Annotated in this window: 32 protein-coding genes; 6 read left to right on the plus strand and 26 right to left on the minus strand. The window is 66.9% G+C overall.

The window, feature by feature from the left end:
• Positions 1–71 precede the first annotated feature (71 nt).
• A complete protein-coding gene (locus H7J93_RS02095) occupies positions 72–1,637 on the plus strand; it encodes a sensor histidine kinase (protein ID WP_267304624.1) in 1,566 nt (521 codons plus the stop codon).
• Here H7J93_RS02095 and H7J93_RS02100 read toward each other — a convergent pair.
• Both H7J93_RS02100 and H7J93_RS02105 read right to left on the minus strand, forming a co-directional pair.
• Complete coding sequence (locus H7J93_RS02100) at positions 1,634–2,668, minus strand: aminotransferase class V-fold PLP-dependent enzyme (protein WP_267304625.1); 1,035 nt, start codon at positions 2,666–2,668, stop codon at positions 1,634–1,636. The genes H7J93_RS02095 and H7J93_RS02100 overlap by 4 nt on opposite strands.
• Complete coding sequence (locus tag H7J93_RS02105; RefSeq protein ID WP_267304626.1) at positions 2,665–2,973, minus strand: DUF4229 domain-containing protein; 309 nt, start codon at positions 2,971–2,973, stop codon at positions 2,665–2,667. The genes H7J93_RS02100 and H7J93_RS02105 overlap by 4 nt, the downstream gene beginning before the upstream one ends.
• 49 nt (positions 2,974–3,022) lie before the next feature.
• On the opposite strand from H7J93_RS02105, the gene H7J93_RS02110 reads away from it, so the two are divergent.
• Complete coding sequence (locus tag H7J93_RS02110; RefSeq protein WP_165761860.1) at positions 3,023–3,181, plus strand: hypothetical protein; 159 nt, start codon at positions 3,023–3,025, stop codon at positions 3,179–3,181.
• 9 nt (positions 3,182–3,190) lie between these two features.
• Here the strand turns inward: H7J93_RS02110 and H7J93_RS02115 are convergent, their stop codons facing one another.
• From H7J93_RS02115 to H7J93_RS02165, 11 genes are all read right to left on the minus strand, one after another.
• Positions 3,191–4,303: a MinD/ParA family ATP-binding protein gene (locus H7J93_RS02115; RefSeq protein WP_267304627.1), complete on the minus strand. Its 1,113-nt coding sequence runs from the start codon at positions 4,301–4,303 to the stop codon at positions 3,191–3,193.
• Between the two features lie 2 nt (positions 4,304–4,305).
• A complete protein-coding gene (gene ccsB / locus H7J93_RS02120) occupies positions 4,306–5,277 on the minus strand; it encodes a c-type cytochrome biogenesis protein CcsB (RefSeq protein WP_267304628.1) in 972 nt (323 codons plus the stop codon).
• Positions 5,274–6,815: a cytochrome c biogenesis protein ResB gene (resB, locus tag H7J93_RS02125; RefSeq protein WP_267304629.1), complete on the minus strand. Its 1,542-nt coding sequence runs from the start codon at positions 6,813–6,815 to the stop codon at positions 5,274–5,276. The genes ccsB and resB overlap by 4 nt, the downstream gene beginning before the upstream one ends.
• 107 nt (positions 6,816–6,922) lie before the next feature.
• Positions 6,923–7,711 (minus strand): cytochrome c biogenesis CcdA family protein, encoded by a 789-nt coding sequence (locus H7J93_RS02130; RefSeq protein WP_267304693.1) that lies wholly within the window; start codon positions 7,709–7,711, stop codon positions 6,923–6,925.
• 11 nt (positions 7,712–7,722) lie between these two features.
• Positions 7,723–8,331: a TlpA family protein disulfide reductase gene (locus H7J93_RS02135; protein ID WP_267304630.1), complete on the minus strand. Its 609-nt coding sequence runs from the start codon at positions 8,329–8,331 to the stop codon at positions 7,723–7,725.
• Positions 8,328–8,936: a histidine phosphatase family protein gene (locus tag H7J93_RS02140; protein ID WP_267304631.1), complete on the minus strand. Its 609-nt coding sequence runs from the start codon at positions 8,934–8,936 to the stop codon at positions 8,328–8,330. Before H7J93_RS02140 ends, H7J93_RS02135 begins: the two co-directional genes overlap by 4 nt.
• Positions 8,933–10,249 carry a glutamate-1-semialdehyde 2,1-aminomutase gene (gene hemL, locus H7J93_RS02145; RefSeq protein WP_267304632.1) on the minus strand — a complete coding sequence of 439 codons (1,317 nt, stop codon included), beginning with the start codon at positions 10,247–10,249 and terminating at the stop codon, positions 8,933–8,935. The genes H7J93_RS02140 and hemL overlap by 4 nt, the downstream gene beginning before the upstream one ends.
• Before the next feature lie 68 nt (positions 10,250–10,317).
• Positions 10,318–11,211: a DivIVA domain-containing protein gene (locus H7J93_RS02150; RefSeq protein WP_267304633.1), complete on the minus strand. Its 894-nt coding sequence runs from the start codon at positions 11,209–11,211 to the stop codon at positions 10,318–10,320.
• A gap of 22 nt (positions 11,212–11,233) precedes the next feature.
• Positions 11,234–11,560 (minus strand): hypothetical protein, encoded by a 327-nt coding sequence (locus H7J93_RS02155; protein ID WP_267304634.1) that lies wholly within the window; start codon positions 11,558–11,560, stop codon positions 11,234–11,236.
• Positions 11,561–11,626: 66 nt separating this feature from the next.
• Positions 11,627–13,261, minus strand: coding sequence for a YVTN family beta-propeller repeat protein (locus tag H7J93_RS02160; RefSeq protein ID WP_267304635.1), 1,635 nt, complete (start codon positions 13,259–13,261; stop codon positions 11,627–11,629).
• 1 nt (position 13,262) lies between these two features.
• Positions 13,263–13,703 carry a hypothetical protein gene (locus H7J93_RS02165; protein WP_267304636.1) on the minus strand — a complete coding sequence of 147 codons (441 nt, stop codon included), beginning with the start codon at positions 13,701–13,703 and terminating at the stop codon, positions 13,263–13,265.
• On the opposite strand from H7J93_RS02165, the gene H7J93_RS02170 reads away from it, so the two are divergent.
• Positions 13,681–14,070 (plus strand): hypothetical protein, encoded by a 390-nt coding sequence (locus H7J93_RS02170; protein ID WP_267304637.1) that lies wholly within the window; start codon positions 13,681–13,683, stop codon positions 14,068–14,070. The genes H7J93_RS02165 and H7J93_RS02170 overlap by 23 nt on opposite strands.
• Positions 14,071–14,301: 231 nt before the next feature.
• Here H7J93_RS02170 and H7J93_RS02175 read toward each other — a convergent pair whose 3' ends face one another.
• Together H7J93_RS02175 and H7J93_RS02180 are read right to left on the minus strand one after the other, a co-directional pair.
• Complete coding sequence (locus tag H7J93_RS02175) at positions 14,302–15,927, minus strand: beta-propeller fold lactonase family protein (protein ID WP_267304638.1); 1,626 nt, start codon at positions 15,925–15,927, stop codon at positions 14,302–14,304.
• A gap of 1 nt (position 15,928) precedes the next feature.
• On the minus strand, positions 15,929–16,339 hold the full coding sequence (locus tag H7J93_RS02180) for a hypothetical protein (RefSeq protein ID WP_267304639.1): 411 nt from the start codon (positions 16,337–16,339) through the stop codon (positions 15,929–15,931).
• Here H7J93_RS02180 and H7J93_RS02185 point away from each other — a divergent pair.
• Positions 16,314–16,754 carry a hypothetical protein gene (locus H7J93_RS02185; RefSeq protein WP_267304640.1) on the plus strand — a complete coding sequence of 147 codons (441 nt, stop codon included), beginning with the start codon at positions 16,314–16,316 and terminating at the stop codon, positions 16,752–16,754. The genes H7J93_RS02180 and H7J93_RS02185 overlap by 26 nt on opposite strands.
• Positions 16,755–16,762: 8 nt before the next feature.
• On the plus strand, positions 16,763–17,143 hold the full coding sequence (locus H7J93_RS02190; protein ID WP_267304641.1) for a nitroreductase family deazaflavin-dependent oxidoreductase: 381 nt from the start codon (positions 16,763–16,765) through the stop codon (positions 17,141–17,143).
• A 6-nt stretch (positions 17,144–17,149) separates the two neighbouring features.
• Here H7J93_RS02190 and H7J93_RS02195 read toward each other — a convergent pair whose 3' ends face one another.
• The 5 genes from H7J93_RS02195 to H7J93_RS02215 are packed head-to-tail and all read right to left on the minus strand — an operon-like array spanning position 17,150 to position 20,823.
• Positions 17,150–18,508: a cytochrome P450 gene (locus H7J93_RS02195; protein WP_267304642.1), complete on the minus strand. Its 1,359-nt coding sequence runs from the start codon at positions 18,506–18,508 to the stop codon at positions 17,150–17,152.
• Between the two features lie 10 nt (positions 18,509–18,518).
• Positions 18,519–19,010: a pyridoxamine 5'-phosphate oxidase family protein gene (locus tag H7J93_RS02200; protein WP_267304643.1), complete on the minus strand. Its 492-nt coding sequence runs from the start codon at positions 19,008–19,010 to the stop codon at positions 18,519–18,521.
• Positions 19,011–19,029: 19 nt separating this feature from the next.
• The gene (locus H7J93_RS02205) at positions 19,030–19,338 is read right to left on the minus strand and encodes a hypothetical protein (RefSeq protein ID WP_267304644.1); all 309 of its coding nucleotides are present in this window, start codon (positions 19,336–19,338) and stop codon (positions 19,030–19,032) included.
• Between the two features lie 44 nt (positions 19,339–19,382).
• A complete protein-coding gene (locus H7J93_RS02210) occupies positions 19,383–19,979 on the minus strand; it encodes a TetR/AcrR family transcriptional regulator (RefSeq protein WP_267304645.1) in 597 nt (198 codons plus the stop codon).
• Positions 19,966–20,823: an oxygenase MpaB family protein gene (locus H7J93_RS02215; protein WP_267304646.1), complete on the minus strand. Its 858-nt coding sequence runs from the start codon at positions 20,821–20,823 to the stop codon at positions 19,966–19,968. The genes H7J93_RS02210 and H7J93_RS02215 overlap by 14 nt, the downstream gene beginning before the upstream one ends.
• A gap of 149 nt (positions 20,824–20,972) precedes the next feature.
• Between H7J93_RS02215 and H7J93_RS02220 the strand changes: the two genes are divergently transcribed.
• Complete coding sequence (locus tag H7J93_RS02220) at positions 20,973–22,370, plus strand: WS/DGAT/MGAT family O-acyltransferase (RefSeq protein WP_267304647.1); 1,398 nt, start codon at positions 20,973–20,975, stop codon at positions 22,368–22,370.
• Positions 22,371–22,380: 10 nt separating this feature from the next.
• On the opposite strand, the gene H7J93_RS02225 is transcribed toward H7J93_RS02220, so the two are convergent.
• From H7J93_RS02225 to H7J93_RS02250, 6 genes are read right to left on the minus strand one after another with little or no spacing between them, the layout of a single operon-like run.
• Positions 22,381–22,617 (minus strand): hypothetical protein, encoded by a 237-nt coding sequence (locus tag H7J93_RS02225; protein ID WP_267304648.1) that lies wholly within the window; start codon positions 22,615–22,617, stop codon positions 22,381–22,383.
• Positions 22,614–23,105, minus strand: coding sequence for a transport-regulating membrane protein Mce1N (gene mce1N / locus H7J93_RS02230; protein ID WP_267304649.1), 492 nt, complete (start codon positions 23,103–23,105; stop codon positions 22,614–22,616). The genes H7J93_RS02225 and mce1N overlap by 4 nt, the downstream gene beginning before the upstream one ends.
• Positions 23,102–23,485, minus strand: a complete 384-nt coding sequence (locus H7J93_RS02235) for a hypothetical protein (protein ID WP_267304650.1) — start codon at positions 23,483–23,485, stop codon at positions 23,102–23,104. The genes mce1N and H7J93_RS02235 overlap by 4 nt, the downstream gene beginning before the upstream one ends.
• A gap of 20 nt (positions 23,486–23,505) precedes the next feature.
• Complete coding sequence (locus H7J93_RS02240) at positions 23,506–23,922, minus strand: hypothetical protein (RefSeq protein WP_267304651.1); 417 nt, start codon at positions 23,920–23,922, stop codon at positions 23,506–23,508.
• On the minus strand, positions 23,919–24,899 hold the full coding sequence (gene hemB / locus H7J93_RS02245; protein WP_267304652.1) for a porphobilinogen synthase: 981 nt from the start codon (positions 24,897–24,899) through the stop codon (positions 23,919–23,921). Before hemB ends, H7J93_RS02240 begins: the two co-directional genes overlap by 4 nt.
• A 10-nt stretch (positions 24,900–24,909) precedes the next feature.
• Positions 24,910–26,607, minus strand: coding sequence for a bifunctional uroporphyrinogen-III C-methyltransferase/uroporphyrinogen-III synthase (locus H7J93_RS02250; RefSeq protein WP_267304653.1), 1,698 nt, complete (start codon positions 26,605–26,607; stop codon positions 24,910–24,912).
• Positions 26,608–26,610: the final 3 nt, after the last annotated feature.

Genomic DNA, 26,610 nt, shown 5'->3' on the forward strand with positions numbered 1-26,610 from the left:
GCCTGCCCAATGACTGATGGTTTGCACATTGCGGTTAGCAGGAAACTCTGCCCATCGATGGCGCGCGAAACATGAAGCGCGACGCCGCGTCCCGACCCTCGCCGCTCGGTGGAGTCCTGGCGACTGTGGTTCGGCCGACCACCCCGCCACTGAGCCTCGGGATCGTCGTGGCGGCGTTGTTCATCCTCGCCGAGACGCTGATGGTCTACCGCCTCAAGCAGCTCGGCCCGGAAGCCTACGGGGCGATCTTCCTGCTGGGTGTCCTCGTGATCTCGGCGGGCTGGGGGTTCGGCCTCGCCGTCGCGACCTCGCTCGCCAGCGCCGTCGTCTACTACTACTTCCACATCGTGGACTCCCCGACGCTCATCCCTGACGAGCCAGCGGATTTCGTGTCACTGCTGGTGTTTCTGCCCGTCGCACTGTCGGCGAACATTCTCGGCAGGCAGGCCAGACTCCGAGCCGTGGAATCCGAGCAGCGGCGCCGGGAAGCCGAGTCCGCCGCGTCGCTGGCGAGCGCGTTGGCCGAACAGCAGGCCGCGTTGCGCCGCGTCGCGACCATGGTCGCGCAGGGCGTGCCGCCCGCAGAGATCTACCCGGCCGCGGTGACGGAACTGTCCCGAGGTCTTGGCGTCCAGAACGTCACCCTGCTGCGCTACGAGGCCCCTGCGGGGGCGTACGTCGTCGTGGGTGCGACCGATGAGAACGGCGAACCGATTCTGCCCAACGGGCAATACCTTTCGCTGGAGGGCGACAACGTCGCAGCACTGATCCACCGCGAGGTTGCTCCGGCGCGGATGGACACCTACGACGGAGCGGAAGGCCCGACGGCGGAGCGCATCCGCGCACTCGGCCTGAAGGCTGCGGCCGGCGCGCCGATCGTCGTCGACGGTCGCCTGTGGGGTGCATTGATCGTCGGCTCGGCACAACCCGACCGACTGACTGCGGGCACCGAGGAGCGCATCGGCGACTTCGCCTATCTGATTGCCACCGCGATCGCCAACGCCGAAACCCGCGCCGAGCTCACCGCCTCGCGCGCACGCATCGTCGCCGCAGCCGACCAGGCCCGTCGACGCTTCGAGCGGGATCTGCACGACGGCGCGCAGCAGCGCATCGTGTCGCTGGGTCTCGAGCTTCGCGGCGTCGAGGCGGCCGTCCCGCTCGACCAGCCGGCGTTACGCAAGCAGATTGCCCAGGTCAACGAGGGGCTGACGGAGATCGCCGCCGATCTGCGGGAGATCTCGCGCGGAATTCATCCCGCGATCCTGTCCAGGGGCGGCCTCGGCCCGGGGATCAAGGCCCTCGCCCGTAGGTCGACGGTGCCCGTCGCGCTCGATGTCGAAATCGACTGCAGGTTGCCCGAACAGATCGAAGTGGCGGCGTATTACGTTGTGGCCGAGGCGTTGACGAACACGGCCAAACATGGGCAGGCATCGGAGGTCAGGGTGCGCGCGACCGCCGACGCCGATGAGCTCCACCTGGAGATCTCCGACGACGGCGTCGGGGGCGCCGTCGTCGGGGCCGGATCCGGGCTCATCGGGCTCAAGGACCGTGTCGCCGCGCTCGAGGGCCGGCTCGAGATCGTCGCCCCTCCCGAGGGCGGAACGACATTGATCGCCACGATCCCGCTGCCGAACTAGTCCCGCAGAGCGTCGAGCAATCGATCGAGGTCGTTCTCGTTGTTGTACAGGTGAAAACCCACCCGGATCGCACCCGCCCGGACGGAGGCGCGGATACCCGCCCGCTGAAGTCGTTCTGGCCCACCCGCGTTGGACAGCGAGACGATCGCCGAATCCTGCGGTGGTAGATCGAGTTCGGCCCGCAACCTGTTGGCGAGACCCAGGCAGTGCGCCTGCACCGCATCGCCGTCGAGCGTCGCCAGCCACGGCAGCGCGAGCCCGGCGCCGAGTGCGCTGAACCAGCTGGGCGACAGGTCGAAGCGCCGCGCGGTGTCCGTCAGCCGGAGCGGCAGCCCGTAAATCGTCTGCCATGGCTCTTCACCCGCATACCAGTTGGCGGCATGGGGCGTCATGATGCGACTGATTCTGTCGCTCAACGACATCCACGCCGTACCGCGCGGCGACAACAGCCACTTATAGACGGCCGCCACCGTGACGTCGACCCAGTCCAGCTCGACGCGCTTCCATCCGAGCGCCTGGGTGATGTCGACCACCGTCAACGTCTCGGTGCCCGCCACGCGGGCGCGCAGGGCATCCATGTCGAGTATCGACCCGTCGGCCGACTGTACGAGGCTCACCACGACGGCGTCGAAATCGGCTGCAGCGTCGATCAGTTCGTCGGCAGGCAGCTCGGTGACCGTGACCCCGCGACCCGCCTGGGCGGCGAACGGGAATGTGGTGCTGGTGAACTCGCCCGGAAGGGTGAGCACCCGGGCACCATCGGGGATCGCGGCGGCCACCAGCCCCAGCGCCGACGAGACGGTGGCAGCCATCGCCACCGAGTCGACGGGCACACCGGCCAGCGCCGCATAGCCGGCACGTCCGGCGGCCACATGTTCGTCGAAGGATGGGACGTCCATGGTGCCGTTCTGCCAGGTGCCGATGCAGTCCAGCAGGGCGTCGACGAGGAACTGGGGCGGCAGGCCGTAGGTGGGCGAATTGAGAAATCCGTCGGCCCCGAGGAATTCGGCGCCGAAAGCCTCCCTCGTCATGGGGTCGGCGGCTCTTCCCCACGGAGCCTGGCCTGCAGCTGTTCGCGGTCCTTGCGACGCCGCTCGTCGAGGACGGCGATGCTGGCCGTCGCGCGACGCCGCAGCGGGGCGAACATCCAGATGCCGAGCGGCAAGGCGATGATGATCGCGAAGAGGAGCGCCACCACGAGCGGAAAGTCCCGCAGCCCGAGCAGGTGGCCTGTGCCGAAGATCACGGCGGTCAAGGCGACGACGAGCAGCAGGCGGGCCAGGACGTAGATCACCAGGTCCGCTACGAGCCGGGATCCAGGCCGACGGTCAGACACGAAACCGAGCCTACCGACGGCGCGTATATTCGGGATAAGGAGGTTTGAGGTGGCGTACCTATTCGCGATGCTCGTTTTGGGCGGGTTGGTCTACGTGGGCCTGCGGCTGATGCGCGCGAATGCAACCCGTCCGCGGACTCGCGTGATCGGCCCGGATGACGACCCGGATTTCCTGCGCCGGATCGGTCCGGAGAACAAGCCGCGGTAGTCGAAATTCTCAGACCGGGTCGCGTCGCGTACCCGGGAAACCCGCTGCGACCACGGCTGCCAGCTCCAGCAGCGCCTCCCGGGTCGGTGGCCTCAACCGTTCCAAGTCGATCTCGGCGCCCTCTTCGAGGTGCGGATCGAACGGCAGCTGCCTCACTGCTCGGCACCGCCGATTGAAGTGGTCAATCACCTTGGTCATGTCGACCTTGCCGGAACGCGGCCGCACGGCGTTGATGACCGCGACCGAGTTGCGCACCAGCTCCTGGTGCCCGTGCGCATCCAGCCAGTCCAGCGTGGCCGACGCGCTACGGGCGCCGTCCACCGAGCCTGAGCTGACCACGATCAGCGCGTCCGCCTTGGCCAGCACCGCCGACATCGCCGAGTGCATCAGACCGGTGCCACAGTCGGTGAGCACCAGGCTGTAGAACCGCTCGAGCACGTCAAGGGTGCGCGTGTAGTCGTCGCCGCTGAACGCCTCGGACACCGCGGGGTCGGTCTCCGACGCCAGGACCTCCAGCCGGCCGGCCCCCTGCGAGGTGTACGCGCGGACGTCGCTGTATGCCTCGATACCCTCGACGTCGCGCAGCAGGTGTCGTACCGTCGCGGGCGTCTCGAGCGGAATCTTCTCGCTCAGGGTGCCGCGGTCGGGGTTGGCGTCGACGGCGATGACGCGGTCACCCCGCAGCGACGCCAGCGTCGCGCCGAGCGTCGCGGTGACCGTCGTCTTCCCCACTCCGCCCTTCAGCGACAACACGGCGATGCGGTGACAGCCGCGCAGCGGCTGCTGGACCTGAGCGATCAACGCGTCGCGGTGTAGGACCTTCGGGCTCTCGCCGGCGTTGATGAGTTTGAACGAGGCCAGATACAGCCATTTGCGCCACCCCGTCGAGGGGGCCCGCTTGGGTTGGCCGAGCAGCGCCACCGTGGTCAGGTCGAGATACGGCGGCGGGTCGTCGCCCACTGGCGTGGGCTCCGGGGGCTCGGGGGGTGTGGTCTCCGGCAGCACGGGCAGCCCGGTAGGGGGCGTCGGTGCGGTCCAGTCCTGCGGGACATCCACCGCAGGGTCTTTGAACCGATTCTGGTCGCGGAATCCGGTTGGGCCAGAAGAGACGTCCCTGTCCACGCCTACGAGCCCACCCCCGCGTACGAATGCAGTCCGACGGTGACCAGGTTGATGAAGAACAGGTTGAACACCATCGCGATGAAGCCGGCGACGTTGATCCAGGCGGCCTTGCGGTCGCGCCACCCCGCTGTCGACCGGGCGTGCAGGTAGGCGGCGTAGATCACCCAGGCGATGAACGACACCGTCTCCTTCGGGTCCCAGCCCCAGTACCGGCCCCAGGCCTCCTCGGCCCAGATCGCGCCGAAGATGACGCCGAAGCCGAACACCGGGAACGCGAAGATCGTGGTGCGGTATGCGATGCGGTCCAGGGTCTGCGCCTCGGGCAGGCGCTGGACGACGCGGGCGACGACGCCGTCGCGGCCCGGCTCCCCCAGCGGCGACATCTTCAGCAGGAACAGGATGCTGGCGACGCCTGCGACGAGGAAGACTCCCGAGCCGAGGCTGACCACCGACACGTGGATCGGCAGCCAGTAGGACTGCAGCGCGGGCATGACCGGTGCGGCATGGGTGTACAGCCACTTGCCGGACACCGTCAGCAGGACCAGCACCGGCGCGAGCACGAACACCCACAGCGCACGCAGATGGGGGCGGCGGAGTACGACGGCGGCGGCCACCAGGCCCGAGAAGCACGTCAGGTTGATGAACTCGTACATGTTGCCCCACGGCACCCGCGAGGTGGCCAGACCGCGCAGCACGATGCAGACCAGCAGCAGTCCGATCCCGAGATACGTCAGCGCGAGCCCGGCGCCGCCGATCCGCTCGTCGACACTGCGCCGCGGGGCCTCGGCGACGATGCCCGGGCCGGCGCCCGGGCGCACACCCGCGCCAACCACTTCACGTTCGATGACCTTGCGGCTTCGGCTGTACGCCAGTTCGACCGCGAGCAGCAGCAGGGCGCCGACGAGTACCACGACCGATGAGGTGAAGGCCCAGTCCGAGTACCGGGCCAGCCCGATGTCGATGTTGTCGTTCATGAGCTGCTCGCTTGGTGGTTCATGTCAGGTTCCTCTCGCTGCGCATCGCCGGTCCCTGCCAAGAGGCGCTCGGTCAACCGCTCGAACTCGTCGCCCCAGCCGGAGTTGTCCGTACGGGCCAGCCCGCCCAGCTCGACGCTCACGGTACCTGGGCCGGCGGGCGTGATCCGAATCCAGATCCGGCGCCTGCGCACCACGAGGGACACCAGCAACCCGGCCATCATCGTCATCGCGAACACCAGCACCCAGATCTGGGCGGGGTCGTGCGACACCTGCACGTTGATGAACGGCACCGCGCCGTCGAATCGCACGATGGTGCCGTCGTCGAGACGGGTGGACTCGCCGGCGCCGAGGTTGACCCGGGCCCTCTTCGTCAGCCGGCCCTGCTCGATGAGTCGCGGGTCGAGGTTGAACAGCGACTGCGGCCTTCCGGAGTCCAGACCGCTGTCGCCCTTGTAGATGTCGATGGCGACGGCCGGGTCGTTCAGTGCCGGGAAGCTGGACGACAGCAGTGCGCCGTGGAGCAGTTCGGTAGGCGCGAACAGACCCTGGATGGCGATCTGGTTCTCGCGGCGCTCGTCGGCATCGGGATAGGTGCCCGCGGGCGGATCGAAGCGCATCGCACCCGAGGACAGCATGGTGATCTGGTCGTCGGGCCGCCACTGCAGCGTCTGAGTGCGGGTCTGCCCGTCGGGGAAGGTGACGGTGAAGGTCGGGGCGTAGCCGTGGCCCTGGAGGTAGATGCGGTCGCCGCCGATCCGCAGCGGGTGGTTCACCTCCAGCCGGTAGGGCTGCCATGTGCCTGAGGTCAGGTCCGCCCCCGCCTGGTACTCGATGTCCGCGGCGAATGAGGTGGCCTGTCCGGTCGGCAGGTAGTCGGCCTGGAAGTCGTTGACCCGCAGGCAGATCGGATGCAGCGACGTGCCGTCGACCGTGTTGCCCGCCCGGAACGAGTCGAACGCCGCCGGCGACGCCGAGCAGAAGCCCGGACCCCCGTCGGCGACGACGATGACGTTGCCCTCGTAGCCGAACATCTTGCCGGCGGCGACCGCGACGAGCAGGCCGAGCAGCGAGAAGTGGAAGACGATGTTGCCGAACTCGCGCAGATAGCCCTTCTCGGCGGAGATTTCGGTCGCCTCGTCCTGTTGGCGAGTCACGGTCCGCCAGCCCCGCAGTCGATCGGTCACCGTGGCGGCGAATGTCTGCGGCTCGCCGGCCACGTCGGCGGTGTGGTGCTTGGGCAGCCGGGCGAAGTTGCGCGGTGCGGGCACGGGCACCGCGCGCATGCTGCGGACGTGGTCGATCATCCGCGGGGTCAGGCAGCCCACGAGCGAGATGAACAGCAGCACATAGATTGCGGTGAACCAGAAGCTGGAGAACACGTCGAACGCCTGCAGTCGATCCAGCCACGGGCCGATCGTCGGATGCTCGGCGATGTACTGCGCGACCTTCGCCTCGTTGAGGCTTCGTTGCGGGAGTAGCGCGCCGGGCACGGCGCCGAGGGCGAGCAGGAACAGCAGGACCAGTGCGGTGCCCATCGACGTCAGCGTGCGCCACGTGTTACGTACCAGCGCGAGCAGACGTGAAAGCCCCCTAAACGCCCCCTTTTTAGGGGTTTTCACGTCTGCTCGCGATTGGATGGTGCTCATATCGGCAACGTCACATCACTGACGAAGGCGTCGCGCACCCAGGACACGAAGTCGTTCCACACCCCGGTGACGAGTGCAGTGCCGACGAGGATAAGCAGGATGCCGCCGAAGATCTGGATGCCGCGGGCGTGGGCGCGCAGCCAGGCCAGCCCTTGCACGGCCCGCGCCGAGCCGAATGCCAGCAGCACGAACGGAATTCCCAATCCGAGGCAGTACGCGATCACCAGCGCCACCCCGCGCAGCACGTTGGCGCCGTCGGTTGCCGAGGCCACGGCGATCACACCGGTCAGCGTCGGGCCCAGGCACGGGGTCCAGCCGAGCGCGAACACCGCACCGAGCAGCGGGGCGCCTGCGAGCGTCGACAGCTGGCGCGGCGCGAATCGGGCGTCGCGTTGCAGCACGGGGATGAACCCGACGAACACCAGGCCCATCACGATGGTGAGCACGCCGCCAATACGTTGCAGCAGAAGCTGATTGGTGATCAGCGTCGTCGTCATACCCAGCACGGCGACGGTGCCGAGCACGAACACCGCGGTGAACCCGGCGACGAACAGGGACGCCGCTCCCGCCACCCGCAGTCGCGCGGATTTCGTCGACACCGACGCCGCTGCGGTGTCTGCGCCCGGCCGTACGGGTGCGTCTTCGACACCGACGACGGCGGCGAGGTACGACAGGTAGCCCGGCACCAGCGGCACCACGCAGGGCGAGGCGAACGAGACGAGCCCGGCGAGGACGCTGACCAGGAACGCCAGTACGACGGGGCCGCCGGCCACCAGCTCGTCGATCTGGTCGAGGGTCACGTGCCGCCCTTGTTCGGTTCAGGCTCGGCGGCCAGGCGCTCCACCACGGGCTGCAGATCCTCGGCGAGCAGTTCCCGCAGGAACACCGCGGCGACGCGGTGCTCACGGTCGAGCACCACGGTGGAAGGGATTACGGTCGTGGGATACCGGCCGCCGAAGGCGATCATGGTGCGCATCGGCGGGTCGTAGATCGACGGGAAGGTGATCTTGCGGTCGATGATGAAATCGGTCGCGGCCTCGCGGTTGTTGTCGCGAACGTCGATACCGAGGAACGCGACGCCCTTGTCGCGTGTCGCGTCGTAAACCTTCTGCAGCTGGGTGATTTCGGTGCGGCAGGGCCCGCACCACTGACCCCAGACGTTGATGACGACGACCTTGCCCGCGAAGTCGTCGAGCGAGATCGTCTTCGTGGGATCCCTCAGGTCAGGCCCGGACAGCGGGCCTGGGCGTCCGCGGCTTTGCGGCGGGTCGTAGAAGATGTCGGTCTTGCCGCCGGGGGCGACGAACTCGAAGGTGCCGCCCTGAGCGACGGCGTCGGTTCCGGTGGAGCATCCGGCGAGCGCGACGCATGCCGCACTCGCCAGGATGGCCACCAACAGCTTCACTGCCCGGCCAGCTCCGAGTATCCCCAGCCGACGAAACGATCGTCGTGGAAATAGAAGGACGTCACGGAGGCCAGGTTGCACAGCCGCCGGGTCGGGAAGTGATGCAGGTTCTGCTTTGTCATGGCGCGGCGCAGGGTTTCGACCGGCAGTTGGTGGCTGACGCACACGGCCTCATGTCCGGCCGCCTTGACCCGCGCGCGGTCCAGCGCCGCCATCATCCGCGCGGCGATCTCCTTGTACGGCTCCCCCCATGACGGCTGCCGCGGGTTCCTCAAGTGCCACCAGTTGCGTGGATCTCGCAGTGCTCCGTCACCCGGTGACACCCGTTGGCCCTGAAAGATATTCGTCGACTCGATCAGGTCGTCGTCGGTGTCGATGGGAAGGTCGCGCAGCGCAGCGATCGGCGCCGCGGTCTCCTGCGCGCGCTCCAGCGGGGACGCGACGACGTAGGTGATATCGCGTTCGGCCAACCAGTGGGCGACCGACTGCGCCTGGGCTATGCCGCGCTCCGACAGGTGGTAGTCGGGCAGGCGCCCGTACAGGATCTTCTCGGGGTTGTACACCTCACCGTGACGCAGCACGTGCACGATCGTCTTCTCGGTCATGCCTGCGGCGTCGCTTCCGCGGCGGCACGCGCGGCGCCCGGCAAGGCGTCGGCGATGCGGTCGAAGGCGTCATCATCCAGAACCGACGAGACGAACCACGCTTCGAAAGCGCTCGGCGGCGGGTAGATTCCCGCATCCAGCAGCGCGTGGAAGAACGCCGGGAAGCGCCACGTCTCGGAGGCCCGCGCCGACGCGAAGTCGGTGACCGGCTCGTCGGTGAAGAACACGCTGAGCATGTTGCCGGCCCGCTGAACCCGATGTGCCACACCTGCTTCCGTCAACGCTGCGGTGATCAGCGCGTCGAGGCGGTCGGCGTTGTCGTCCAGTGCGGCATACACGCTGTCGTCGGCCGCACGCAGAGTCGCCAGTCCCGCGGCCATCGCCACGGGGTTGCCGGACAGTGTGCCCGCCTGATAGACGGGGCCCAGTGGGGCCAGTCGCTCCATCACCTCGACCCTGCCGCCGAACGCAGCAGCCGGCAGCCCACCGCTCATCACCTTGCCGAAGGTGAACAGGTCGGCGTCGACGGGATCGATTCCGTACCAACCAGATCGGCTCACCCGGAACCCCGTCATCACCTCGTCGGAGATGAGCAACGCACCGCGCTCTTGCGTGATGCGGCGAAGGGCGGCATTGAAACCGGGCAGCGGCGGAACGCAGCCCATGTTGCCGGGGCTGGCCTCGGTGATGACGCAGGCGATCTCGTCGCCGAACCGGGCGAAGACCTCTTCGACCGCCGCGATGTTGTTGTAGGGCAGGACGATCGTGTCGGCCGCGGCGGCTCCGGTGACACCGGGCGACGACGGCAGGCCGAGCGTCGCGACGCCGGAGCCCGCGTCGGCCAGCAGGGCATCGCTGTGCCCGTGGTAGCAGCCGGAGAACTTGATGATCTTGGCGCGACCGGTATAGCCGCGGGCCAGCCTGATCGCGCTCATGGTGGCCTCGGTGCCGGAGTTCACCATGCGGATCCGGTCGACGGGAGCGACCCGGCCGATGATCTCTTTGGCGAGCTCGGTCTCGGACGGGGTGGGGGCGCCGAACGACAGGCCGTCGGTCGCGATCCGCCGGACGGCGTCGACGACGGCGGGGTGAGCGTGCCCGAGGATCATCGGCCCCCACGAACACACCAGGTCGACGTAGCTGTTGCCGTCGACGTCGGTGAGCCGGTAGCCGCTGGCGGACGTGATGAAGCGCGGGGTGCCGCCGACGGAGTTGAAGGCCCGGACCGGCGAGTTCACCCCGCCGGGGATGACGGAGCACGCGTCGGCGAACAGCGCGCCAGACGCCGTGGTCGTCGAGGAGGTGCTACGCATGGCCACCAGTGTCCCAGCCGGGTCCGATGCGTCAACTACAGGGTGTAGGAGCCGTCATTCCCTGCGGGTCAGAATTCCCACTTGAACCGCCAGAAAAGGACGGCCAGGACCGAGCTGATGCCGCTGATCAGCAAGCCGATGGGGATCCAGTAAACGATCGAGGGCACGCCGACCAGGATTGCGACCATCACGAACGTTCGCCAGGTCGTAGTGCGGGAGTCTCCCTCGCCGAAGAAACGGGACACGTGTTCGCCGATGTTCTGCGCCACTTCTTCGTCTGCCAACTCCGAGGCCAGCCCGAATCTCTCCACAAGCGTGAGCCAGTCCTCCTCGAAGAGGAGAAAGCGGGGCTTCTTCGACTTGGGCCTTGCGCGCCAGACGCCCGGTGACGGGTGCGGTGTGATGGCCATGCTGTCCAGACCCGGACCGTCCACCACCAACACCGGGAGCCCCCCGTAGTGCGCTCGGGTGGCGGTCAGCTCGCCGAACGACGCCGAACCGATGAGCTCATTGGTCTTGAGGTCGATCACCCGGATCGCATCCCCGCTCACGTCGATCGCACGGCGGGGCGTCTGTTGGTCCCAGGTGCCATACGGATAGAGCAGGTAGCGGACCGGTGCCTGAAGGTTCTCGCTCTTTAAACGGCGGGCCAGTTCGAGTTTCACCCGGTCCAGATACAGGTCGACGTCGCCTTCGCGGTAACCGAAGCTGCCGACCGGCGGCTTGGAGAATGTCACGTTGTCGATATCGGCTCGGGTGAGAGCGCCTGGCGCCGCCGGATCGCGCAACGTCACCTCGACCCGTCGGAGAAACGCGTCGACCTCCTCTCGGTGGTAGGCGCCCTGGCTGCGGGAGGCCTCAGGAAACGCGGCGTTGGTCGGTTCGGGCACCGCGACGGGTTTCCGCTCGGCCAATTGGCGTTCCAGCTCCGCGATGCGGCGTTCAGGATCGTTTTCGTTCATCACAACCTCGCTAATGTCGCCATTAAAGGCACCACGGATAGCACCGGTCGCTCGGCGGTGGATTGGGGCCGTCCCAGACATTCGATTCAGGGGGCGGAGGTAGCTTGCTGGCGACGTTGCCCTTGCCGTAGTCGACGTAGTACCAGGTGTGGCAGATGTTCATGTCCCACATCCCGTCGTAGACACGACCCGGTCCGGTCACGCCCGTCTGCGGTGAGAACACCATGTCCTGGCCCGGGCACCATTGATATGGGCCCTGGTTGTCCGCGTGCGCCGTTCCAGCTGCCAGTCCGAATCCACTGAAAATGGTTACAGCCGTTGCCAATCCGGTGAGGAGAGTTCGCCTCATGACGGTTCCTTCCGTCGGTCGCCCGCAGGCGCGGTTGAGTCCAATTGTGGAGGTCATCACGGCCGTTTACAGCGCTATCACCGAGACAGTGCCTTCCAAGTAATTGACGACGTAGAGGTGGTCGCCGTCGGGCACCATCGCCATCTGCCATGCACCGTCACCGACGGTGACGGTGGCGACGATGGTGTTGGTCGACGTGTTGATCACCGACACCTCATTGGTCCCGGCGCCGAAACCAGAGACGTAGAGGTAGGTCCCGTCGGCAGAGAAGGCCAGGCCCATCGGATTCCACGCGTCGTCGATGACGGCGATGACGGCGTTGGTCGCGGTATCGATAACGGAAATCGTGTCGCTGGGGCCGTCGTCGGTTACGTACAGCCGGGTGCCATCGGGACTGAGCGCCAATGAGATCGGAACATCGCCCACATCGATCACGTCGATGGTGGCGCCTGTGGCGGTGTCGAAAACGGACACGCTGGCCGCGAAATTATTGGCGACATAGAGGGTGGAGCCGTCGGCGCTGAGGGCGAGGCCCCCCGGATTGTCACCGGTGATGTAAGTAGCCACCACGGTGTTGGTCGCGGCGTCGATCACAGTGACCGAATCCTCTAACGCGTTAGCCACATACACGCGGCTGCCATCGGCGCTGACCACCATCGTGTACGCGGTGACACCGAGGTTGACGGTGGCGGTGACGGTGTTGGAGGCGCTGTCAATCACCGATACGGTGCCGCCGGTCGCGTTCGCAACGTAGACCGTGGACCCGTCGGGGCTGACCGCTATGCCCGCAGGCTGGTCGCCTACCGCGATCGTGGCAATGATGGTGTTGGTGGCCGCGTCGATCACCGAGACGGTGTCGTCCTCTGTGTTGGTCACGTACACGGTGTTGCTGTCGGGGCTGACCGCCACCCCGAACGGCGTGTCGCCGACGTCGATGGTGTCGACGACGTGGGGCGTCACTTTGACTTCTGGGCTGGGGTCGATATCGTCGCCGACGGTCACCGGGTCAAACAGCTGCGGCGGTTTGTTCAGCGTGATCGTGACAGACACCGCGGGACCCTGCCCCCGCTTGGCGAGGCCGTCGCTGATGTCGATGGTGAAGGTGTCGACCTCAGGGCGGGCGGATTCGGCGTCGGCATCCGGGGTGTAGGTGAAAGTGCCGTCACGGTGAACCACGACGGTGCCGTGTTCGGGCTGTTGGGTGACGGTGAATGTCAACGGATCACCGTTGGGATCGACCGCGCGCAGATCACCGAAGATCGTCCCGTCGGCCAGTTCGACAGTCTCCTTCGGGTCGTAGGCGATCGTCGGAGCCCTGTTCGAGAGCGTCTGCTGCTCCTGGCGCCGCGCGAACTCCAGCAGCCCCCACAACGCCGGGGCCTCCACCGGAGGCAACGCGGGCGCATCCGCCGACACCGGACCCAACCCGACCCACGCCAACACTCCCGCCATCAGGTCGGGCACCTCGTCGACGGGAGCCGCGGCCACCTCCACAGGCTCGGTGACACTCACCGGCGCTGTGTCGGGCACAGTGCTGATCGCCGTCACCGGCACCGTCACAGCCGATTCGATTTCGCGCAGCGCGGGCTCTTCAGGGACGTCGACATCAGGTTCGTCGAGTTTGGTCTCGGGTGCGGGCTCGTTCTGCACCGGCGACTCGTACGTCGGCTGCGCTGCGGGACGGCTGTCGTTGTCCGCCACCTCAGCGCCGGGGCGTTCGGTCGAGTTTGGTCTCGGGTGCGGGCTCGTTCTGCACCGGCGACTCGTACGTCGGCTGCGCTGCGGGACGGCTGTCGTTGTCCGCCACCTCAGCGCCGGGGCGTTCGATGACCGTGGTGTCGGGAGTGTGATCCGACCCGGACGGCTCCGGCTCGGCTGGGATCTCGGGGATTTCGACGTCATCGACGACGTCCTGGCTCACGGCAAAATCCTCGTAGGCGGGATCCTCGGTCGCCGGCGCCTCGTCAGCGGGCTCCTCGCTGGTGGGGCCGGCCGCGTCGGAGGACGCAGCGGAGTCGTCCGTCTGCTCGTCGCTGCTTTCGGACTTCTTGTCGGAGTCCTCGGATTTCGTGTCCGAGTTCGTCTCCTGCTCAGCGTCTTTGGTCGAACCGACTCTCGTGTTGGCGCCACCAGAGGCACTCACCGACGTCGCGGGTTTCTTGTCGTTCGTCGATGCCGACCCTGCAGCGGAGGAGTCGTTCGACGACGACTCCTTCGACGACGCGTCCGATGTGGCGGATGTGGCGGCTGACTCCGACGTGGACGACGCACCGGGCGAGCTCGACGATCCCGACGCGTCCGATCCTGAATTGGACGACGATGAATCGGACGATGAATCGGACGATGACGAGTCCGACGAAGGATCAGCGACCGCGACCCAGGGCAACGCGACGACCGCGGTACCGATACCCAGCGCCACCGCGAGCGCCCCGACTCTGCCGATGTATTTCGCGTTCTCCATTTCAGTCTCCGTGAATGCTGTAGTCCTGCGCCGCCGGATGGCGCCGTAGACCAATTGGACAAAGCCGGGACCGCTACCGATCACAAATAACGCCCCGGTCGATAAGGACGTCCCGACCGTTTGAGTGACGAGATGCAACTGCGCAATAGCTGGCGCGGTTCATCGGTGCGTCACTAACCAAATCCAGGCTGTTCTCAACCGACCTCTGTCAGAGTCGAATCCGTAGCCGCACCACGGCTTCGCACGACCAACGGGTCGGCGACTGCACCCACGGCGTCGTCTAAAGCGCTGACAAATCGATCACCGACACGGTGCCGTCGCCGTTGTTCGCGACGTATAGCGTGTCGCCGTCCGGGCTTACAACCACCCCGAACGGAGAGTCGCCCACGGCGATAGTGCCGATGACCACGTTGGTGGCGGTATTGATAACCGACACGGTGCCACCGCCGGCGTTGACGACGAAGGCGTAGGCGCCATCGGCGCTGACCGTGACTTCCACCGGAAAGTCGCCGACGGCGATGGTGGTGACCGAGTTCGTGGCCGTATTGATCACCGACACGGTGTCGTCGTTGGCGTTGACGACGTAGACGCGGGCGCCGTCCGGCCTGACCGCTATGCCGAGCGGGTCGTCGCCGACGGCGATGGTGGTGACCGAGTTCGTGGCCGTATTGATCACCGACACGGTGTCGTCGTTGGTGTTCGTGACGTAGAGAGTGCCACCGTCGGGGCTGACTGCAAGGTTATGTGAGTTGTCACCCACTGCAATGGTCGTGAGGTGGTGGGTGGCGGTGTCGATGACCGAAACGGTCCCGTCATTTTGGGTGACATAGACAGTGCCACCGTCGGGGCTGACCGCAATCCCGTCGGGAACGACGCCCACCGAAATTGTGGCCGTGACCGTGTTCGTCGTGGTGTCGATGACCGAAACCGTGCCGCCCAAGTTGGCGACGTAAGCAGTCGCGCCATCTGGGCTTACCGCCACCTCGCGCGGTTCGTCACCGACGGTGATGATGGCGACAACACTGTTGGTCTCGGTGTCGATCACTGTCACGGTGTTGCCGGTGAAGAAGCCGTTGTTGGTCACGTATAGACGCGTGCCGTCAGGACTGATGGCCATCTCGTTCGGGTTACTTACTTCGATGGTGTCGACGACCTGAGGAAACACCTTTATGTCTGGGCTGGGGTCGATATCGTCGGCGCCGGCCGACGGGTCGAACACCGACGGCGGGCGGTGCAGCGAGATCTTGACCGACAAGGCGGGGCCCACCTTCTTCGCAACGCCGTCGCTGATGTCGATGGTGAACGTGTCGAGTTCAGGGCGAGCGGATTCGGCATCGGCGTCGGGGGTGTAGGTGAAGGTGCCGTCACGGTGGATCACGACGGTGCCATGGTCGGGTTGTTGGGTGACGGTGTACGTCAACGCATCGCCGTCGGGATCGATCGCACGCAAATCGCCGACGATCGTCCCGTCGGCCAGCTCGACATTCTCTTTCGGGTCGTAAGCGACGGCCGGCGCCCTGTTGGACAGGCTCTGCTGCTCCTGGCGGCGCGCGAACTCCAGCAGCCCCCACAACGCAGGGGCCTCCACCGGAGGCAACGCCGGCGCATCCGCCGACACCGGACCCAACCCCACCCACGCCAACACTCCCGCCATCAGGTCGGGCACCTCGTCGACGGCAGCGGGCACAGCCACCTCCACAGGCTCGACAACGCTCACCAGCGTCGGGACAGGCTCTGTGCTGATCGCCGTCACCGGTACCGTCGCGGCCGATTCGATTTCGGGCACCGCGAGCTCTTCAAGGACGTCGACATCAGGTTCGTCGAGTTTGGTCTCGGGTGCGGGCTCGTTCTGCACCGGCGACTCGTACGTCGGCTGCGCTGCGGGACGGCTGTCGTTGTCCGCCACCTCAGCGCCGGGGCGTTCGGTCGAGTTTGGTCTCGGGTGCGGGCTCGTTCTGCACCGGCGACTCGTACGTCGGCTGCGCTGCGGGACGGCTGTCGTTGTCCGCCACCTCAGCGCCGGGGCGTTCGATGACCGTGGTGTCGGGAATGTGATCCGACCCGGACGGCTCCGGCTCGGCTGGGATCTCGGGGATTTCGACGTCATCGACGACGTCCTGGCTTGCGGCGGGATCCTCGTAGGTGGGCTCCTCGCTGACGGGACTCGCCGACTCAGAGGCCGCAGCCGACTCTTCCGACTTCTTGTCGGAATCGTCCGACTTCTCGTCGGAATCGTCCGACTTCTCGTCGGAATCCTTGTCCTGCTCAGCGTCTTTGGACGAATTGACCCTGGTGTTGGCGCCACCTGAAGCGCTCACCGACGTCGTAGGGTTCTTGTCGTTCGTCGGTGTGGACCCTGCGTTCGAAGAGTCCTTCGAGGACGGCTCCTTCGACGACGGTGCCGACGACGACTCCGATGTGGACGACGCACCGGGCGTGCTCGACGACCCCGACGCGTCCGACCCCGAATCCGACGATGAGGACGAATCGGATGATGACGACGAGTCCGACGAAGGGTCAGCGACCGCGACCCAGGGCAACGCGACGACCGCGGTCCCGATACCCAGCGCCACCGCGAGCGCCCCGACTCTGCCGATGTATTTCGCGTTACCCATCTCGGTCCCCGTGAATGCCGTAGTCCTGCGCCGCCTGGCGGCGTACGGCAATTGGACGAAGCGGGACTTGCTACCGATCCCAATAAGTCCCTGGCCGATGAAGCACTCGACTGCTTGACTGAGAGGATGCAACTGCCGCAATGGCTGGCGCGGTTCAATCGGTACGTCACCAACCCGATCCAGCGGCTATGGGCCGGTTGGGCGCCGACGATGGGCATCCTCGAACACACCGGCCGGAAATCGGGCAAGTCGTACCGGACCCCGTTGACGGTTTTTCCGACCGACGAAGGCGTGGCGATCCTGCTGACCTACGGTCCGAATCGCGACTGGCTGAAGAACATCACGGCGGCCGGAGGCGGTCGGATGAAGCGATACGGCCGGACGTTCGAGCTGCGCGACCCGGTCGTGATGGCGAAGCCGCAGGCGGCGCAGTACGTGGTCAGCCGGTGGCAGACGATCTTCGCGCTACTTCCGTTCGGGCAGGCGGTGCTGCTCACCCGGGTTTGAGTGCGCTCAGCGCCGCACCTCGATGCGCGCGTGGATGGGCCCCTTCGCCACCGTGGTGAAGGGCACCTCGGTGAAGAAGTCACGGTCCACCGAGCGGACTCTCAGGGCCCGGACGATGGTGGCCAGCGCCAGCGTCGTCTCCAACCGTGCGAAGTGTTCGCCGATGCACGGCCGTCCGCCGCCGAGGAACGGGAGGAACTGCCAGCGGTCCCGCGCGCTGACGTTTTCCGGGCTGAACCGATCGGGATCGAACTCCATGGGATTGGGCCACAGTGTCGGATCATGGTGCAGCGCATAGATTCCCACGGCCACCAGCGTGCCCGCTTCCACGCGGTACCCGGCAACCGCGATGTCGCGCGTCACCAACCGCCCCACCCCCGCCGCGGGCGGGCACAGGCGCAACGCCTCATGTAGTACCTGCACGGTGTATCCGAGCCTGGGCACGTCGTCGGGCGTCAGCTCTCGATCACCGATCGCGGCCGCCTCGGCGGCTACGCGATCCTGGACGTCGGGGTGGTGTCCCAGAACCCAGAGCGAGTAGGTGAGCGCCGTCGCGGTGGTGTCGTGCCCGGCGAGCATGAAGATCAGTAGATCGTTGGAGATGTCTTCATCGGAGATCGGCAGCCCGGTCTCCGGGTCTCTGGCCGCGAGCAGGGCCTGCACCAGCGGTGCATCCCGCGTCGGGTCCGCTCTGCTGGCACGCACCATCTCGTCGGTGATCTTGCGCATTCCAGCGACCGCCGCACGGGCGCGCCGACGCGCGGGCGTCGGCATCCATCGCGGCGCGCGCACCGGTCGCAGCGCACGGTCGGCGGTGTACGAGGACGCGACGTGCATGCAGGATGCGATCGTGTCGGCACGCTCGTTGAGATCGATGCCCAGCACAGAACGGCCGAGCGACTGCATGGCGACGCGGCGGCATTCGACGTCGAGGTCCACGTCCCCGCCATCCGGCCAGCTGTCGACGAATTGCTTTGCCGCCCTGGACATGTGGCCGCCGAAGTTCTTGACGGTTTGCTTGGTGAACACCGGTTGCAACGCCCTCCTGCGGGGGCGCCACTGCTCGTTGGGCAGGACGAACAAGCTGTCGCCAGCCATGTTCCGCACCTCGTCGTGGACAACGCACCGGTCAGAAGACGCGTCGCCGCGTCCCAACACGTCACGCATCGCCTCCGGGCAGAACACGGCCACGATCGGCGGCATCAGTTTCTTGGGGCCGAGTTGAATCCGCGTGACCGGGCCGCCGACGTCGCGGATGACTTCCTGGCCGGTATCGAGTCGACGTACCAGCTTCACCAACTCCCTGATCGGGAGTGGGTTCTTCGGCACCAACGGCAGGGCGCTGACGTCGAGGTCGGTCGTCATGTATCGATCATCACCCCGAGCCTGCGGACCAAGTCAGGGGCGCACCTTCACCTTTCATCATGACCGTCCCGGCCATCACCCGCAGCCGATACGGGGCAAGCCGCAGCACGGCGAAATCGCCGGAGGTCGGTCCGTCGGCCCACTGCGGAATGATTCGCGGGTCGTAGCCGACCGGCGCAGGGGCGTTGGCGAATTTGTCCCAGACCGCGGTGCGGGTCTCGTCGTCGAGGTACCACTCGACCAGGCATTCGGCGCTACACGTGTCGTGGGTCGGCGCCCAGTAGTTCAACGACATCTGCGGGTGCACGGCGAGGTGGGCCTTTTTCACGGGGCTCGGCACCGTCGCGATCCACCCGAACAGATCCGTCCCGTCCCACTCCCAGATGGGGTGAAGAACTCGGCTGCGCGGATGGCCGTTGGCGTCGACGGTGGCGGCCGACGCCCACACGATCGAGTGGGCCATCTCGATGAAGGCGGGCGCGATCTGCTCGAGAGAGGTCACGCCGGAACTCTACGCGGCCTTACGGCTTGCCCTCCTCCCTCTGCTCGCTGAACTTCGGATTGCCGTCATCGTCAATCCAATCGTTGACCGCGGTGCCCGATACTGCGCCGTCCGTGCCCGGCATGGTGACCGTGGGACGCTCCTCCTCGTAGTCCTTGCGCATTTCCTTGGCTTTGTCTCGGTGCTCGTCGGTGATCTCCGGCTTCTCGGTGGGTTCCGGTGGATCGGGAGCATCGACGACGTTGTGGTGTTCGTCGGTTTGCGGCTCGGCGTCGCGCCGCTCCTGTGTGCTCTGCAGTTCGTCTGTGCCCTGCTGTTGTTCGGTCATGTCTAGGGACTAACCCCTGGTGTGATCCATCAAACAGAGCTTTGCTAACCAGTTAATACCGACCGCAGTGCGACCGGCAGGCTGGGCAGGAAGTGCCGGGTGGCGAACGCGCGGACGTCTTCGGCGGTCTCCAGGGGTTGGGAGCTGGGCAGCAGCAGCACCATTGCCGCGTAGCGCAGGATCGTGTCGGCGAACTCGTTGACCGCCTGTTCGCCTATCCGCTCGGCGAAGCCGGCGGGGAAGATGACGCGCAACGCCTCGGCCATCCGGACGATCGCCGCGCCATAGTGTGCGCCCAGCAGTTCGAGGACCAGCGCGGGCTCATCCCTGATCATCCGGTCCAGCACCCGATGTCTGCGGAACTTCAAGATCGCGAGGGTGAACGCTTCGACGTAGTAATTGGACTGCGGGCCAGCCTGTTTCAGCTCGTTGGCGATGTCGGCGAACAGCGCCACATTCTCGCGTTCGATGACGGCGGCGATCAGGTCGTCCTTGTTGCGGAAGCGCCGGTAGATGGTGGTCCGGCTGACCTTCGCGCGGCGTGCGACGTCGTCGAGCGCGACCCGGCGGAACCCGTGTTGTTCGAACTCGGCGACGGCGGCGTCGAGGATGGTTCCCGTCGTGGCGTCAGCCTCTGGCATAGCCGGTCTGGGCGAAGCTGTTGTAACGCAGTCGCATTGGCAGATGATCCCACACCCAGTTCACCGGCCGGGAACGCCAGAACGCGGCGAAGCGCTGATATCTGCGTTCTTGGCGCTCGCTCCACGGCAGACCGAGCAGGTCGCGGGTCCGTGGCGGCATCCCGCCGGTGGTCAGGAAGGCCGCGATCGGGTTGAACGCCGGCGCGATGACGCGCCACACAAGTGGTGGAATCCCCTTGGGGCACGGGAACCCCTTGGTGACGTAGCCGACGCCGTACTTCGCGGTCGGATGCGCGACCACGATCTCGTCGATCATCCGGTTCCAGTAGCGTTCGAACTCGTCGTAGTCAGCGGGCATCGGTCGCTCGCTGACGCCGTAGCGGCGATACCAGGTCTTGGACTCGAGGTAGATCTGTTCCTTCTCCTCGCGGGTCAGTCGCTTGACGAAGGTGTCGGCGAAGTAGAGCACCTGGTCGACGAACGTCGCGTGGGCCCAGAAGTAGGTGTCGGGATCGAGGGCGTGATAGCGGGACCCGTCCGGCATCTCCCCCTTGATGCTCGTATGGAAGTCGCGGACCCGGGTGCCCTCGTTGTCGTCGTCGGCGCCGTAGACCGTCATGAAGATCGGCGGCAGTGACCGCTTGACGCGCGCCGCGGTGTCGGCGAAGAACACCGAATGGTCCAGCACCCCCTGGCCGAGTTCGGCGAGCATGTTCTGCAGCACCGCCGGCCGCGGGCCGATCAGGTACATGCGGTTGTCCCCGAAATACCGCCAGACCAGCGATTCCGGGCCCAGTGGGAGGGCATCGAGCGTCTGTTCGGCGTTCTCTGCCAAGTCAGTCATGTGGAACAGTGTTACAAATTCCGCACTTTGTACCAAGCGGTTGTGAGGGGGCTCACCCGGCCCACGTACCGGAGTGCAGAACGACGGCTGCGGAAATGGCGATTTCGATGACGCTTCGGCACCGCGCTCCGCGGCCTACCCTCGACAGGGTGAGTGGCACCCGTAAACGTCTCAGCCCGCAGGACATGCTCTTCTTGTACGGCGAAACCCCCAGCTCGATGATGCATGTCGCGGCACTGATGCCGTTCACGCCTCCATCCGACGCGCCGCCGAACTATCTGCGCCAGATGTTCGAGGACACCCGCGACCTCGAGGTGGTGTCGCCCTGGAATCGCAAGCTGGCCCATCCGCGCATGCTGTACCGGCCGGACCAGGCGTGGGTGGTCGACGACAAGTTCGACATCGACTACCACGTCCGCCGGTCGGCGCTGGCCAGCCCGGGCGACGAACGCGAGTTGGGCATCCTGGTCTCCCGGCTGCACAGTCACCCCATCGACTTCACCCGGCCGCCGTGGGAACTGCATTTCATCGAGGGCCTCGAGGGTGGCCGCTTCGCGATCTACATGAAGATCCATCACTCGTTGGTCGACGGCTACACCGGTACGAAGATCCTGCAGCGCAGCATGACGACGGACCCGTCGCTGCGTGGCCAACCGCTGTTCTTCAACGTCTCGCCGCCGTCGCGGCCGCGCAGCAGCGACGCGCGCCCGTCGCGCAATCCACTGACCAGCCTGCTCGGCGCGGCCGTCGGCAGCACCCGGTCACTCCTCAACGTCGGAATGGCGTTGTACAACACGCAGATTCGCGGTGACGACGAATACGGACACATCGCCACCTCACTGCAGGCCCCGCACTCGATCCTCAACGGCCACATCAGCCGTAATCGCCGCTTCGCCACGCAGGTGTATCCCCTCGAGCGCCTGAAGACCATCGGCATCAAGCACGGCGCCACAGTCAACGACGTCGCCCTTGCCATCATCGGGGGCGGGCTGCGCGCCTTCCTCACCGAGCTCGACGAGCTGCCCGAGAAGCCGCTGATCGCCTTCCTTCCGGTCAACGTCCGCCCGAAGGACGACGTCGGCGGCGGCAATTCCGTCGGCACGATCCTGGTCAGCATGGGCACCGACATCGCCGACCCCCTCGAGCGGCTGCAGTCGATCACCCTCGCGACCAAGGCGACGAAGGCGCAACTGCAGGACATGTCGCAGACCGAGGCGCTCACCTACAGCGCGGCGCTGATGGCGCCGGCGGCGTTGCAGATGACCAGCGCGATGACCGGCATCACGCCGCCGCTGCCGTTCACCTTCAACCTGTGCGTCAGTAACGTCCCCGGCCCCAAGGAGACGCTGTATCTCAACGGCAGCCGGCTGGAAGCCACCTACCCGGTGTCCATCCCGATGCACGGCATGGCCCTCAACGTCACGCTGCACAGCTACGCCGACATGCTGAACTTCGGGTTCGTGGGATGCCGCGACGCGCTGCCACACCTGCAGCGGCTCGCGGTGTACACCGGCGACGCCCTCGACGAGTTGGAGAAGCTGGCCTGATCGCGGGGCGTCAGCCTCGCCGCAGCCGCGTCACGCCCAGAACCGCCAGCACGCCGGCGACCGTCGCCAAGAGCAGAGACAGCGTGAGCAGCGGCGGGCTGTAGACCAGCGACGTGGTCAGCGGCTCGCCTTCGATGATCGGTGGCACTTGCACCGTCGACATCGACGCGATCCAGCTCAGGACGGAACCGACAGCCGCCACGAGCGCGAGCACCAGTTCGACGATTCCGCGAACGCGGACTCTCACGAGGTCCGCTCCGGCGGGATTCGTTCCTCGACGAGCCGGGTGAGCTCGGTGCGCAGGCGCTTGTGCTTGCGCGCCCACGCCTGGGCGCTGCGGTCGTTGGTCAGCTTCAGGCCGATGCCTGTGCGTCCACGGGGTACCCCCGTGAGCTCACCGAGTGCGCGCGACGACTGCCATTTCGGCGGTTCGGGGCCGCTGGGCTCGGGATAGATCCGCACGATTTCGTCGATGCTGAGCCGTTCCTCGCCCTGCCGCAGTTGATCCGGCGTCAGTTCCACTGAAGTGTGGATGCGGGCCGCCTTCACCTGGATCGCGAGAAAGCCCGTGACGAGAACGAAGAAGATCCCGGGAACGAGCCACTGGATGCCGTATCCGGCCGACAGCTGAATCAGCGCCATGGCGATCCCCGCCGCGGGACCCGCCAAAAGCCACCACCAGCTGGCCCCCTGCTCGTAGAACAGGACCTGACGCGGGGTACTGGTTTCCGTCACTGCGCTGCCTCTTGGTCGAACCACTCCTGCGCCGGAGGTCGCATCATCAGCACGGCGCCGCCCATCGTCAGGATCATCGGGAGGAGCCAGATCGGCCCACGGCTGAAGACCGCGAAGAGGGCGAGCAGCACCACGATCGCCAGCGAGAGCGCGATCCCGGCGCGCCGAAACTGGGCATGCCCGACGCGCGCCCGGCCGGCCAGAAAGCCCAGGCCGAGGCCCGCCACGGCGAACAACGCTCCCATGCCGCGGAACAGTGTCGGGAGGTTGTCGGGCGCGAACGTCAGCAGCAGCCCGAACGCCACCAACATCACCGCAGCGGCCGCCCAACACCAGAATCCGGCGGCGACGACGCGCGGTCGTGACTGTGGAGCTGTCATGGTCGGGTCAGCCTAGCGCCTCACCGCGTGAAGAATTCGTGGGCGTCTTTGCGGTGCAGCAGGAACACACCCCCGGCGATCAGCACCGATCCGAGGATGCCGGTGACCGCGTAGGTCAGCGCCGAGGCGGTGGGTCGCTCGCCGGCGAACAGATTGCTCGCGACGTAGACGATCGTCGCGACACCACCACCGGTCAGCAGTGTGCGAGCCCAGCGGTAGCCGTGGCGCATCAGAATCTGGAAGGTCAACACGACCGCAGCCAGGATCAGCACGAAGAGCACCGAGAGCGCGAGCACCGCACCCGGCAACTGCCTGACTGCCGTGCCGAACAGATCCACGATGTGGCCGATGACCAGTAGCGGTAGTGACGCCACCCACAGCCAGAATCCGGTGTCGACGTCCACCGGCCGGGTGGCGGGTTCGACCGGTGACGTCACGCCAGCCAGCCGGCGACGTCGGCCGCCCAGTACGTCAGCACGATGTCGGCACCTGCGCGCCGGATGCCGGTCAACGTCTCCAGCGCCACCGTCTGCAAGTCGATCCAGCCGTTGGCGGCCGCGGCGCAGATCATCGCGTACTCACCGGAGACCTGGTACGCCGCGACCGGTACCGGCGAGATGTCGGCGGCCGCACGAACCACATCGAGATAGGCCATGGCGGGCTTGACCATCACGATGTCGGCGCCCTCGTCGATATCGAGTTGCACCTCGTGCAGCGCCTCGCGTGCGTTGCCCGGATTCTGTTGGTAGGTACGGCGATCGCCGCGCAAGCTGGATGCGACGGCCTCACGGAACGGGCCGTAGAAGCCCGAGGCGAATTTCGCGGCGTAGGCCAGGATCACCGTATCGGTGTGCCCCGCCGCGTCGAGACCCGCGCGGATGGCCGCGACCTGACCGTCCATCATGCCGCTGGGTCCGACGACGTGGGCTCCCGAATCCGCCTGTGCGACAGCGAGTTCGACGTACCGGGCGTTGGTGGCGTCGTTGTCCACCCTGCCCGTGGCGTCGAGGACCCCGCAGTGGCCGTGGTCGGTGAACTCGTCGAGGCAGGTGTCGGCCATCAGCACGGTGTCCTCGCCGAGGTCCTTGGCCAGATCGCGCAAGGCCACGTTGAGGATGCCGTCCTCGGATACGCCGATCGACCCGCTGGCGTCCTTGTCCTCGTCGCGTGGCACGCCGAACAGCATCAGGCCGCCGACCCCTGCGGCCACGGCCTCGGCGGCGGCGCGACGCAGCGAGTCACGAGTGTGCTGCACGACGCCGGGCATCGATCCGATCTCGCGGGGTTCGTCGATGCCGTCCGCGACGAACATCGGCAGCACCAGATGCCTTGGCTCCAGCGACGTCTCGGCCACCAACCGACGCAACGCGGGCGTCGACCGAAGCCGACGGGGTCGATGGCTGGGGAAGGCCACGGTTGGGCTCCTAGCGGCGGCGGCTCTTCTTACGCGGCGGCGGCAGCGCCCCCTCGGCGCGCAACCGGGCCGCGTGCTCGGCAAGTGCCTCGACCAGCGGGCCCACCGCGGCGACCTCCGGCTGCACGTCGACGCGCAGACCGAATTCCGCTGCGGTTTCAGCGGTCTTGGGCCCGATGCACGCGACGATCGTGCGCGCGTGGGGCTTGCCCGCGATGCCGACGAGGTTGCGCACCGTCGAACTCGAGGTGAAGCACACCGCGTCAAAACCGCCGGTCTTGATCATCTCGCGGGTGTGCGCCGGTGGCGGCGCAGCGCGCACGGTGCGGTATGCGGTGACGTCCTCGATCTCCCAGCCGCGTTCCCGCAGACCCTCGGCCAACGTCTCGGTGGCGATGTCGGCGCGCGGCAGCAGCACCCGGTTCACCGGATCGAAAACGTCGTCGTAGGGCGGGAACTCGTCGAGCAGACCGAGCGACGACTGTTCCCCCGCAGGCACGAGCTCGGGATTGATACCGAAGGCACGCACCCGATCGGCCGTCGCCTGACCGACGCAGGCGATCTTCACTCCGGAGAACGCGCGAGCGTCGAGACCGAACTCGTTGAACTTCTCCCACACTGCACGCACCGCGTTCGTGGAGGTGAACACCACCCACTGGAACCGGCCGTCGACGAGTCCCTTGACCGCACGCTCCATCTGCGCGGGGCTGCGCGGCGGTTCGACGGCGATGGTCGGCACCTCGATCGGCAACGCGCCGTGCGACACCAGCCGTTCGCTCATCTCGCCGGCCTGGTCCTTGGTGCGCGGCACCAGCACGGTCCAGCCGTACAGTGCGCGGCTCTCCCACCAGTTCAGCTTGGCCCGGTTGGCGACGGTCTTGCCGATGGTGACCACCAGCGGTCCCGCCTGGGCCCACGCGTCAGCCGGGGACGGGCCGGCCGGTTCGCTGCCTGCCAGGGTGGCCTTGTCGAGCAGGCCCGCGAGGGTGGTCTGCACCGAACGCTGTTGGCACGTCGTGCCGTTCGCGGTCACCACGGTGGGCGTCGTGTCCGCGAGCCCGTGCTCGATCAGCGTGCGCGCCGAGTCGGGCAGATGAGACGCCGTGGCGCGCAGGATCAGCGGGCCAGGCGCCGCGGCCAGCGACTCCCAGTCGACCTCACCGCGGACATCGGCGACGGTGTGCGCCGAACCGAGCGGAAGACCTGCGTACGTGGGCACCGCCGTGGTGTCGGGCAGACCCGGAATGATCTCGAAATCCAAATGCGTCTTCGCCAGCGCGGTCACCTCGGCGATCACCGCGTCGACCGAAAGCGGATCGCCCGCCACCAGTCGCACGACATCGACACCCGTACGCGCCTCGGCCGCCAGCGTCTTGGCCACCTCAGCCGGATCACCCAGCGCGGGCCGCACGTCGGGCCCGCCTGAGATGGACGGCAGCTCAGCAACCGCGGCGCCATCAGTTCCGTCGCCGTCGGTGGCGGCTTGCGGTGGCTCGGCGGGTTCGGGCCCGGATGGCGGCGGAAGCTCGGAACCCGCTAGGGCGAGCACTGCTTCCGGCACGTCGGGGTCGGTGAACACCAGGGCGGCGTTGCCTAGCACGGTGCGGGCCCGCGTCGTCAGCAGGCCGGGGTCACCCGGGCCTGAACCGACAAACGTGATGCGGCCCGGCTTCGGCTTGCGGACTCGCCCGCTCCCATGGCCTGTCATCTA

Origin of the sequence: Mycobacterium barrassiae (assembly GCF_025822765.1) — a bacterium.
GTDB lineage: Bacteria > Actinomycetota > Actinomycetes > Mycobacteriales > Mycobacteriaceae > Mycobacterium > Mycobacterium barrassiae.